Consider the following 12116-nt stretch of genomic DNA (forward strand, 5'->3'; position numbering starts at 1 on the left):
CCTTAAAAACATAAATACTATTTCAATATATCATATTATTAATTGCAATTTAAATGTTATTTTAAATTTTTATTTTAAAATATCTTATACCACTATTATCTCCAATTTCCTAAAGTTACATATAATATTTCTTTAAAAATTACACAAGCTATAATTACAAAGATGAAAAGGAGGTGTATATCATGGCAAAGACATTAGTACCAGAAGCAAAAAATGGATTAGCTAAATTCAAAAATGAAGTAGCTAGTGAAATGGGAGTTCCTTTTACTGACTATAATGGAAACCTTACTTCAAAACAATGTGGTAGCGTTGGTGGAGAAATGGTTAAAAGAATGGTTGAACAATATGAAAATACTATAAAATAGTTTTTAATTGTAAATCATTTAAATTATAAATAGAGTTGTATTAATATAATTAATTTTGTATTAATACAACTCTTACTTATTTTTTTATAATTTCCATCCTTCAGTTTTGAAGTATTAAAATATCATGGCAAGGTGACTTGGAGCGAAGCGACGGAACCTAGATATGATACTTTAATACTTTTTTATTTAAGTCGTATATTTTTAATATTTAGCTGCATATTTCTATTACCATTAAATTCATTTATACTTGGATAATAAATAATATCAGCTTTTAGATTTAAGAAGCTAGTAGCACAAGCCTCATTAAATTTTTCTTCTCCATAAATATTTATTATATCATCTTTTAAACTCTCAAATTTATCAAAACTTATACCGTCAATATATAGTTTTCTGTTATTTGAATAAAAACTAAATCTAAGCTTTAAAAAGTTTTTTTCTTTTCCTATAAGCCAAAGTCTTTCGATTAAAACATCTTTTACCGCAAATAAAGGGCTTGGATTTCCCTTACCAAAAGGTCTCAAGGATTCTATGACTTCAACTAATTCTTCATTTAAATAATTTAGGCTTAATGGAAGATCTATTTTAACTACTGGAATTAAGTCTTCATCTTTTAATATACAATTTTCATTTAAATTTTTCCTTAAAGCTACTATATTTTCTTCCTTTATAGATAACCCAGCCGCCATTGGGTGACCACCAAACTTTTCTATAAACTCAGCACACTTGCTTAGCTCTTCAGTTATATTATATCCCTCTATAGATCTAGCTGATCCCTTAGGCATTTCTTTTCCCTTTGTTAAAATTATACAAGGCATATTATATTTTTCTTTTACTCTTCCTGCTACTATCCCAGCAATACTTTCATGAACATTTTCATCATAAACAACTATAACTTTTTCAGATTTATCCTTTTCTAATTCTATCCTATTAATTATTCTTTCTGTACTTTCTTTAGTTAAATCTTGTCTTATTGTATTTAGTTCACTTAATTGATTTGCTAAAACCTTAGCTCTTTCTCTATCTTCTGTAATTAAAAGCTCTACTGACAAATCTGCTGTTTCTAACCTACCAGTTGCATTTATACAAGGGCCTATAACAAATCCTAAATGATACTCTTCTATGCTTTTATTATTTAATAAAGTTGCATTTTTTAATTCTTGTATTCCATAATTCTTACTTTCATTTAATATTTCTAATCCATTTTTTACTATAATTCTATTTTCATCTACTAAATCAACTACATCACAAACAGTAGCAATTGCAGCAAATTGAATTAAATCTAAAAAACAATCCTCTTCAATATTAAACTCATTAAATAAACATTTAGAAAATTTTAAAGCAATTCCTGCTCCACATAGCATTTTAAATGGATAATTACAATTCTCTTGCTTTGGATTTATTACTGCATCTGCCTTAGGAATTAATTGTTTTAATACTCCATTCTCATCTTCTCTTAAAGGAATATCATGATGATCTGTAATTACAACTTCCATCCCAAGCTCTTTAGCAAGTTCTACTTGTTCAAATGCAGAAATACCGTTGTCACAAGTTAAAATAACCTTGTATCCCTCTTCATGTAACTTTTGTATTCTTCCACTATGCATACCATATCCTTCTTCTTCTCTATTAGGAATATAGTAACTAAAGTTTGCTCCAATAGCTTTTAATGCTTTATATAAAATAGTTGTACTATTTACTCCATCACAATCATAATCTCCATAAATAATGATTTTTTTATTATTTACAATTGCATCTTTTATTATCTCTACACCATTTTTCATATCCTTCATAAGATAACCATCATATAAATCTTCTATAGTTCCCTTAAGAAATCTATTAGCTAAATTTATATTATCTATTCCTCTATTAGCTAATACTCTTAAAACTAAGGGGTTTTCATCTAAAAATTCAGAGAGCTTTAAAAAGCTCTCTTTTTTATTTACTAATATCCAATTTTCTTTCATACTACACCTTTTATTTAAATAACATTGCCTTCTTAACTTTATTAACCTTTTCTTCAGAAATCTTAGATAATATTTCAAATGCAAAAGGTATAGCTGCTGCTGGGCCTTTTCCTGTAATTATATTTCCATCTACAACTACTAATTCATCTTTATAATTACAATTACCTAATTGATCTTCAAAACCTGGATAACAAGTTACATTCTTTCCTTCAGTGATACCTGCTTTACCCAAGGCAATTGGACCTGCACAAATTGCACAAATCCATTTTTTCTTATTATTAAATTCCTTAACTAGTTCAATAACTCTTTCACTATCCCTTAAGTTTGTAGCTCCCGGCATTCCTCCAGGTAAAACTATACAATCATAGTCTTTAATTTCTTCACCCATAATATTTTTATCTAACTTAACTTTTATCTTATGTGATGTAGTTACTTCATTACCTTCTAATGAAAAAGTATCACATTGTACTTCTGCTCTTCTTAGAATATCAACTACTGTTAAACCTTCTAAAGTTTCAAAACCATTTGCTAATAAAATTGCAACCTTCATTTAAATTCCTCCCTATATATAGTTTCAATTAATAATTTAAATCATTATTATATTATTTCTTTAATTTCATCATCTAAAACTATGGACATAATACTACTACCTTTTCCAGCTCTATTTTGAAGTTTAAAATCTTCTAGATATAATTCTTTTTTTTCTTTATTTTTACTAACTAATGTTATTTTATTGCTAGAAGTTAATGCCATTTCAGGTAATGTATTAATCTTTTCAATACCTATTAACTTTCCATAAATAACTTCATCACCTTCTTTTAAACTAATTCCAGTAACACCTGAAGCTATTTTACCCATTGGATTTATATTACTTGATAGGAACTTAATCCCCATTCCCTTTTTAGTAATAATTATCATTTCTACATCATCTTCATTATACATGTCTATAGAAATTAATTCATCATTATCATATTTAAATTTATATGAATACTGAACTAAGTAACTTCCATCAAACTCCTTAAGAGCAGTTTTCTTAACCATTCCTCTCTTAGTAAAGAAGTATATAAAATTATTATTTTCAAAAGAATTAATTGAAAGTAATTTTATAATTTTTTCTCCTTTTTCAAGATTATCAATTATCTTATTTAAAGGAATTTCTCCCTTATTAACACCTGATAATAAAAATGCTGGAACTTTAAATACTTTTCCTATATTAGTAAATAGTAAAATATTACTTAAAGAGTTTGTACTTACTTTTAAGTTATCACTTTTCTTTATAGAATTAAAGGCTCTAACATTTCCTTTAGCTGTTATCCCTATAGAGAAATTTATAAATTCCATACTTTCTATATACTGTACTTTAATAACCTCATCTTTTGAAGTCAAATTAAACATAGAAATCGGCAATATATTTCTTGGAGAATCTTCAACCTTAGGAATTGGTATGTTAAAGTTTAAACCTTCCTTAGTTTCAAATCTTATAAAATCTTTTTTCTCATCTTCATCAAGCATTACTACATCTATAACTTCTTCAAATTCCTTTAGTTTTAACGCTTGAAGTTTAGAATAATTAGTTTGGAACTTATCTAAAGAACTCTTTTTTATTCCACCTTTTGAAGTAATAAATTGAATATATTTATTTGGCATATAGTTTCCTAAAGATGTTGCATAAACTATATTTTCATCTTCTAAACTAAGAGCTTTAATAATACTATCTATTCTTTCACCTTTATCTTTCCATTTAGATTCGGGTATATTAATTCCTTTAGTTTGATACATATTACCTTTATTAGTAAATAGAAGTATGTTTTCTGTAGTATTTGAATTAAATAAGAATTTTAATTCATCTCCTTCTCTATATTCAATATCTTCTGGATTTGCATTTAATCTATTATAAGTTTTTATTGGAATTCTCTTAATAAATCCATCCTTAGATAATGTAATCATTACATCTTCAACTACTATAAGCTCTTCCACGTCTATTTTAGCTTCACTATCATCTTTAACTATAGCAGTTTTTCTTGGAGTTCCATATTTTGATGAAACTTCCTGTAATTCATTTTTAACTACTTTAAGTAACTCTTTTTCTTCTGATAAAATTTTCTTTAGTCTCTTAATAGTCTTCTCTAGTTCTGCATATTCTTTTTGGAATACCTTTATTTCGAGACCTGTTAATCTATATAACATTAGCTCTAATATTGCTTCAGCTTGCATTTCTGTAAAACCAAAGTTGTTTATAAGATTAGCATTTGCATCCTTTTTAGATTTAGATTCTCTAATAGTTTTAATAATTTCATCTAGAACATCTATTGCTTTAATAAAACCTTCAACTATATGGAATCTCTTTTCTGCAACTTCTAACTCTTTTTTAGTTCTTCTAGTTACTATTTCTTTCTGATGGTTAACATAATGATATATTATAGTTTTAAGTCCCATAGTCTGAGGCTTACCATCTGCTAAAGCAACCATATTAAAGCTCAAATTACATTGTAAATCAGTTCGCTTAAATAAATATTTCAATACCTTATCTGCTACTTCTTCATCTGCAGATTTTCTAAGTTCAATAACTGCTCTTACACCACTTCTATCTGATTCATCTCTTATATCTATTATAGATTCTAAAGCTTTTGAATGCTTCTTGTCTCCGGTCATTTCTGAAATTGTTTGTAAAAGTCTTGCCTTATTTCTTCTGAAAGGGAATTCAGTAATTACTATTCCAAGTCTACCATTTTCAAGTTTTTCTATTGAAGTCTTAGCTCTTAATGTTACTTTTCCCTCACCAGTTTCATAAGCTGATAAAATAGAATTTTCTCCAATTAAAATTCCACCTGTTGGTAAATCAGGACCTTTAACATAATTCATTAACTCTCTTGTAGTTATGTCATTATTATCTATATAAGCTAACACACCTTCTGTAACTTCTCCTAAATTATGTGGTGGTATATTAGTTGCAAGTCCTACAGCGATTCCAAAACTTCCATTTACTAAAAGATTAGGATATCTACTCGGTAATACCTTTGGCTCTAATTCACTATCTGAATAGTTTGGTATCATATCAACAGTATCTTTATCAATATCCCTTAGCATTTCCATAGCAATAGGTGCCAGTCTTGCTTCAGTGTATCTCATAGCAGCTGCTCCATCGCCATCCATAGAACCCCAGTTACCATGACCATCTATTAATGTTTCTCTTGTTGAAAAATTTTGAGCCATAATAACCATAGCATCATAAACAGAAGAATCACCATGTGGATGATATTTACCAAGTATATCCCCAACTATTCTTGCAGATTTATAATAAGGTCTATCTGGAAAAGCCTTTAATTGATAAGCTCCATATAATATTCTTCTATGAACAGGTTTAAGTCCATCTCTAACATCAGGTAAAGCTCTATCCTTTGCAACTTCAATAGCATAAGGCAAATAGTTATCAGGCATAGCTTCTTCTAAAGGAACTCTAACGATATTATTATCCCTTGGTATTTCATTAACTTTCTTCGCCATATCTTATCTCCAATTCTTTATTAAAATTCTCCATATTTATACATATATGCTTTTCTTGGTTCAACTATATCTCCCATAAGTAAAGAAACCATTTTTTCAGCCTTTGCTGCATCTTCAATTGTAACTTGAAGAAGAGTTCTTGTTTCAGGATTTAAAGTAGTTTCCCATAATTGCTCTGGATTCATTTCTCCAAGGCCTTTATATCTTTGTATAAGTGCACCTTTACCAATTTCTTTTTTAACACTTTCTAACTCATCATCACTATATGCATATTTATGAATCTCTTTTCCTTTAACATTTTTATAAACCTTATATAAAGGTGGTTGTGCTAAATAAAGATGTCCATTTGCAATTAAAGGCCTCATATATCTATAGATATATGTCATCCATAAAGTTCGAATATGATAACCATCTACATCGGCATCACTCATAATTATAATCTTATCGTATTTTAAATCTTCATCTTTATAATTGTCTAAAGTTCCTGTACCTAATGCAGTATTAAATATCTTTAATTCTTCAGAAGCTAATACATTTTCAAGCTTTTGTTTTTCAGTATTCATTATTTTACCTTTAGAAGGCATAATAGTTTGAAATCTTCTATCTCTTGCTTGTTTTGCAGAACCACCAGCTGAATCTCCCTCAACTACAATAAATTCATTAACAGTTTTGTCTTTTAATGTACAAACTGCAACTTTTCCAGCAAGAGGAGCTGCTCCTTTTCCGACTTTTTTCTTTTCTGCATCATTTATTTTTTTTATTTTCTCTCTTCTTTGAGCTGCTTGAAGGGCATTATTTATTATCATGCTAGCTACATCTTTATTATCTTCTATCCATTCTAGAAATTTATTGTATGCTAAGTCATTCATCATTGTATAAGCTTCTGCTGATCCAAGTTTTGTTTTAGTTTGACCTTCAAAAATAGGATTAGTTATCTTAATTCTAACTATTGCAGTCATACCTTCTCTTAAATCATCACCCTCAAAATCCTTATCCTTTTCTTTTACAAGTCCAAGTTTCTTGGCCCCTTCTTTAAAAGCTCTTGTCATACCGGTTTTAAATCCTGCTTCATGTGTTCCAGCTTCTGTAGTAGGTATATTATTAACATAACTAGCTATATTTTCTGTACTTGAATCTGTAAACTGAATGCAAACTTCACCAGACATTTGAATATCATTAACTGACTTTTCTCCCTCAAAGTAAATAGGAACTTCATGAAGTGCAGTTTTACTCTCATTTAAATATTCTATAAAATCTAAAAGTCCTCTTTCAGAATAATATTCTTTTCTAAATTCTTCTTCTTTTCTTAAGTCTATTAATTCTAAATGAATTCCTTTATTTTGAAATGCTAATTCTTGTAATCTTTCATCTATTATGTCAACCTTAAAGTCGATAGTTGAAAAAACCTCTTTATCAGGCATAAATGTTACTTTAGTGCCTGTTTCATTACTTTCACCTATTACTTCAAGTTTAGTTACCGGTGTTCCAGGCATTACTTTTTTTAATTCTTTATCATAAGTGTATTCAAATCTTTGTTTATATCTTTTTCCATTTTGACATACTTCAACTTCAAGCCAAGAAGATAAGGCATTTACTACAGCAGCACCAACTCCATGTAATCCTCCTGAGGTTTTATAGTTTTTATTATTAAACTTTCCCCCTGTATGAAGTTCTGTAAAAACCATTTCTACTCCAGATTTCTTTTTAGTTGGATGAATTCCTGTCGGAATTCCCCTTCCATTATCTATTACAGTTATACTCTTATCTTTATTTATTATAATTGTGGCTTTATTACCGTAGCCATTAGAAACTTCATCTATGGAGTTGTCTAAAACTTCCCATATACAATGATGCAAACCCTTGGTTCCTGTTGATCCAATATACATTCCTGGTCTTACTCTAACTGGTTCTAACTTTTCTAAGGAAGTTAAGTCTGTAACATCATATCCTTTTACTAAATCTGTACTCATACAAACCTCCAAAATAATATTATAAATTAAGCTAAGACATCTTAGCTTAGTTTAACCATCCATATTCATTATAATCTTTTTAATTTTATCATAATTAAACTATAAATAAAAATATAAATCTTTATTCACAAAAAGTCAAACTAATGTTCGTTCCTGAGAAAAATATATTATTTCTCCAAATCCAATTCACTTTAATTCTTAAATTTAAAAGACGTAGCCATTAAGCTACGTCTATCTTTATTGAACATCACAAATTTCTATATTTCTTATATGTTTTGTAGGATTCCATTCTTTGTTATTCTTTCTTAATATACCTTCTACAGTTATTGGTATCCATGTTAAAGTATATAAAGAGTATAATAAAAATCTAAAGAATAATATAAGTTTCTTTTTACCTAAGAATAATGCTGTAGCTATTAAAAACGCTACATTATAAGTTAAATCTATTAATAATACTTGTGCATAGTTATCAGCTTGTGTTGCAAATATCGGTAATATAAACACATTAGATGTGTAGAATATTAACATAGCAAAAAGTCCTGATGATATCTTTTTATCTAGTCTTAAAACTAATGGGGTAATCAAGAACTGCATTACTCCAATTACTTTAAATGATAAATTTCCCGTTAAATAGCTTACTAAGAAAATATTGCTTGGTGCCATACTTTGTATAAAACTTAGAATTGTAGATATACCAATCATTAATGTAAAGAAAGGTTGTATTACATATAAAGCACAATCTAAAACAAACCATTTTCTCTCTTTAAAGCCCTTTTTAAGTAATTTAAAGAAATATCTAGATGCTACATCTGTAAATCCTTGCATCCATCTTCTTCTTTGTACCCAAGATTGTTTTAAAGTTAAAGGCTTTTCATCATAAATAATTGCATCATGAGCCCAGCCTACTTTTTCACCATTTAATATTAGCTTACAACTAAATTCTAAGTCTTCAGTTAAGCAAGTTGCTCCCCAACCAAATTTCTTTAAAATATCTATATCTATTGCAAATCCTGTTCCACCTATTTGGTTAGATAGTCCAACATTAGCTCTAGCTAATTGATACATTCTATTTTGAGTCCAAAAAGCTATTGAATATGAAGCTGCTATCCATGAATCATTTGGATTTTTACTATCTATGTAGCCTTGTACTACTTTATATCCATCTAGCATCTTTGAATTTATTTCTTTACACCAATTTTTTGAAACTAAGTTATCAGCATCAAAAATTGCCACTGCATCATATTTTTTTTGCATATTAAAGATTTTGTCAAACATCCATTCTAATGCATAACCCTTACCTTTTTGTTCCTTGTTGAATCTTTCATATACATACACACCATATTTTCTTGCTATCTTGGCAGTATTATCTGTACAGTTATCAGCAATAACAAAAATATCAAAAAGTTCCCTAGGGTAATTCTGATTTAACATACTTTCAATTAGCTTACCTATTACAACTTCTTCATTATGTGCAGCTACTATCATTGCAAATTTTTTAGTTGGTTTATAATTTTTCTTTTCTGGCTTTCTTCTTAGTCCAAAGAAAGCTAAGATAAAATAATACATCATAAGTGCAAATACAAGTAATTGAAATACAGCTGTGACAGAATAAATAATTTCTCCCATTTAATCCACTCCTTTAAATAAAGGGCATTTTTATATATTACTAATTATAATTTCCCCCTGACATCCTTATTAATATATTCCAATAGGGGTAAAAAATCAAGTATAGAAATCTTAAAATTATATTAATATTATTATTCTATCCCACATAAGCAAAGATATAATTAAGTTGAGGTAGTAATAATTTCCTAAAGAATACAAGAGACTTTTTATGCTAAAATCAAAGTTTTAATATAAAAAGTCTCTATTCTAAACTCAAAACATGAGTTTCTATTTAAATGGTTTATAAAATTAAACTATCCCTTGAGCCATCATTGCTTCTGCAACTTTAACAAAACCTGAAATATTTGCTCCCATTAATATATTTCCTGGATTACCATATTCCTCAGCAGCATTTTTAGAATTTTTGTAAATATTAACCATAATCTCTTTAAGTTTTTCATCTACTTCTTCGAATGTCCAAGATAATCTCATACTATTTTGAGACATTTCAAGAGCTGAACATGCAACTCCACCCGCATTAGCTGCTTTTGCTGGGCCAAACATAACTCCTGATTTTTGTAATTCTTCTATAGCATCTAATGTTGTTGGCATATTAGCGCCTTCTGAAACTACTTTAACTCCATTTTTAATTAATATTTTAGCAGACTCAATATCTAATTCTCCTTGAGTAGCACAAGGTAAAGCTATATCACACTTTATTTCCCAAATTTTTCTGCATCCTTCTACATATTTAGCAGTTGGAACTTTATCTAAATATTCTTTAATTCTTCCTCTTCTAACTTCTTTTATTTCCTTAACTACATCTAAATTAATTCCATTTTCATCATATATATATCCATTTGAATCACTTAACGCTACAACTTTAGCACCTAATTCTGTTGCCTTCTTACAAGCATAAATTGCAACATTTCCTGATCCAGAAATAACAACTTTTTTATCTTCAAAGCTTGTATTATTATCATTTAACATTTCTTCGGTAAAATACACTAATCCATACCCAGTTGCTTCTGTTCTTCCTAAGCTACCACCGTAAGTTAATCCCTTTCCTGTTAATACCCCTTGATCATTAGCATTTTTAATTTTTTTATAATAACCATATAAATATCCGATTTCTCTAGCACCAACTCCAATATCTCCTGCTGGAACATCAGTGTCTAAACCTATATGCTTATATAATTCGGACATAAAGCTTTGACAAAATCTCATAACTTCTCTATCAGATTTTCCTTTTGGATCAAAGTCCGAACCTCCTTTACCACCACCAATTGGTAAACCAGTTAGTGAATTTTTAAAAGTTTGTTCAAAACCTAAAAATTTTATTATGCTTTGATTTACTGATGGATGAAGTCTAAGACCTCCTTTATAAGGTCCTATTGCACTATTGAATTGAACCCTAAATCCTCTGTTAACTTGTACATTTCCTTTGTCATCTATCCAAGGAACTCTAAAAAATATTTGCCTTTCAGGTTCTACTAATCTTTCTAAAATCCCCTCTTTTATGTACTCAGGATGCTTATCAAATACTGGAACTAATGAATTTAACACTTCTGTTACTGCATCTAAAAATTCCTTTTCACCTAGATTTCTTTTTTCTACTTCACTAATTACTTTGTTAACATATTCTCTTCCTGACAACGCTGCCACCCCTTTAATTTTAAATAATAACTATATAATACAATATAAGTTATTTTGTTGATATATTTCTCTAAAATATTGTGAAAAATTATTAATTATTTAAAATTATATCTCTTTTTGTATAAAATTTCAAATAAAAAAAATAAAAAAAAAGAAGTAAATATGTTATATTAGTTGCTCGTCTCAAGCTCCAACTCTCCCTAACACAACATATTTACTTCTAAAGACTCAAGATAATAATCCCTCATTCTTTGGAATTATGAATTTTTATTTTATTTCTAGGTTCCAAGTCATCTCAAAATTAATAGAAGCACTTCATAACTAAAGTAAGGAAATTATATCTCCGCCTAAAATTTTACTTTTTATTTCTTTCAATATCTTCAATTATCATATCAATGATCTTTATTTTTTTACCCTTACTATGAAGATATATAGGAATCGAAGTTATTATTCCCACTACTGTCCCACATATTATATCCCACATAGTGTCTGCTAAACTATTATTTTGAGCTGTTAGTCCAAATATTGAGTCCGTTGTAAATTCCCAAATCTCCCATACTCCAGCTGCTGCCGTTGCAAAAAGAATTACAAATATCATTGGCATTAATGAATTTATTTCTTTTCTTGAATTACCTGTTGTTAAATATAAGAATAATACATATCCAATTATAGCAATCACTGCCCCTGATAAAAGATGTAAAAACTTATCATAATTCGGAATGGAATAAAAATTCCAAATACTTGCTAAATACATTGATAAAATTATAAAAATTATGTTTATATAATAAATAATTTTTGATCCTTTAAGAAAACTTTTTTTATATAATAAATATGTAAGTACTATAGTAATAAATGTTAATCCTATTCTAAATAATTTTTCCCCATCTCTAGCAAAAAGATCATAAATTGACGTAATAACTAAAACTAATGTAAATATTGCTACAACTATAAACTCCTTATTAATATTCTTATTTTTCACAAAATCACTCCTACAACTAATAAACTTAACATCACTATTATATCAAAATATTATCTTTATTATTTTTTCCTAT

8 protein-coding genes are annotated in these 12116 nt (G+C 28.2%); 1 reads left to right on the forward strand and 7 read right to left on the reverse strand.

What is annotated here, in order from left to right:
• Window positions 1-182: 182 nt before the first annotated feature.
• Complete coding sequence (locus ACQPUY_RS10965) at window positions 183-365, forward strand: alpha/beta-type small acid-soluble spore protein (RefSeq protein ID WP_430841265.1); 183 nt, start codon at window positions 183-185, stop codon at window positions 363-365.
• A 182-nt stretch (window positions 366-547) separates the two neighbouring features.
• Here ACQPUY_RS10965 and recJ read toward each other — a convergent pair whose 3' ends face one another.
• From recJ to ACQPUY_RS11000, 7 genes are all read right to left on the reverse strand, one after another.
• On the reverse strand, window positions 548-2329 hold the full coding sequence (gene recJ, locus ACQPUY_RS10970; protein WP_430841266.1) for a single-stranded-DNA-specific exonuclease RecJ: 1782 nt from the start codon (window positions 2327-2329) through the stop codon (window positions 548-550).
• Between the two features lie 10 nt (window positions 2330-2339).
• Entirely contained in the window at window positions 2340-2879 is a 540-nt protein-coding gene (locus ACQPUY_RS10975; protein ID WP_430841267.1) for a DJ-1 family glyoxalase III, read from the reverse strand.
• 47 nt (window positions 2880-2926) lie between these two features.
• On the reverse strand, window positions 2927-5833 hold the full coding sequence (locus ACQPUY_RS10980; protein WP_430841268.1) for a DNA topoisomerase IV subunit A: 2907 nt from the start codon (window positions 5831-5833) through the stop codon (window positions 2927-2929).
• A 20-nt stretch (window positions 5834-5853) separates the two neighbouring features.
• Window positions 5854-7803 carry a DNA gyrase/topoisomerase IV subunit B gene (locus ACQPUY_RS10985; RefSeq protein ID WP_430841269.1) on the reverse strand — a complete coding sequence of 650 codons (1950 nt, stop codon included), beginning with the start codon at window positions 7801-7803 and terminating at the stop codon, window positions 5854-5856.
• Between the two features lie 237 nt (window positions 7804-8040).
• Window positions 8041-9429 carry a glycosyltransferase family 2 protein gene (locus ACQPUY_RS10990; protein WP_430841270.1) on the reverse strand — a complete coding sequence of 463 codons (1389 nt, stop codon included), beginning with the start codon at window positions 9427-9429 and terminating at the stop codon, window positions 8041-8043.
• Window positions 9430-9717: 288 nt separating this feature from the next.
• Window positions 9718-11064 carry an NADP-specific glutamate dehydrogenase gene (gene gdhA / locus ACQPUY_RS10995; RefSeq protein ID WP_430841271.1) on the reverse strand — a complete coding sequence of 449 codons (1347 nt, stop codon included), beginning with the start codon at window positions 11062-11064 and terminating at the stop codon, window positions 9718-9720.
• 355 nt (window positions 11065-11419) lie between these two features.
• A complete protein-coding gene (locus ACQPUY_RS11000) occupies window positions 11420-12043 on the reverse strand; it encodes a hypothetical protein (RefSeq protein WP_430841272.1) in 624 nt (207 codons plus the stop codon).
• Between the last annotated feature and the right edge of the window lie 73 nt (window positions 12044-12116).

This window comes from Clostridium nigeriense (assembly GCF_050585245.1).
In the GTDB taxonomy this organism is placed as follows: domain Bacteria; phylum Bacillota; class Clostridia; order Clostridiales; family Clostridiaceae; genus Clostridium; species Clostridium nigeriense_A.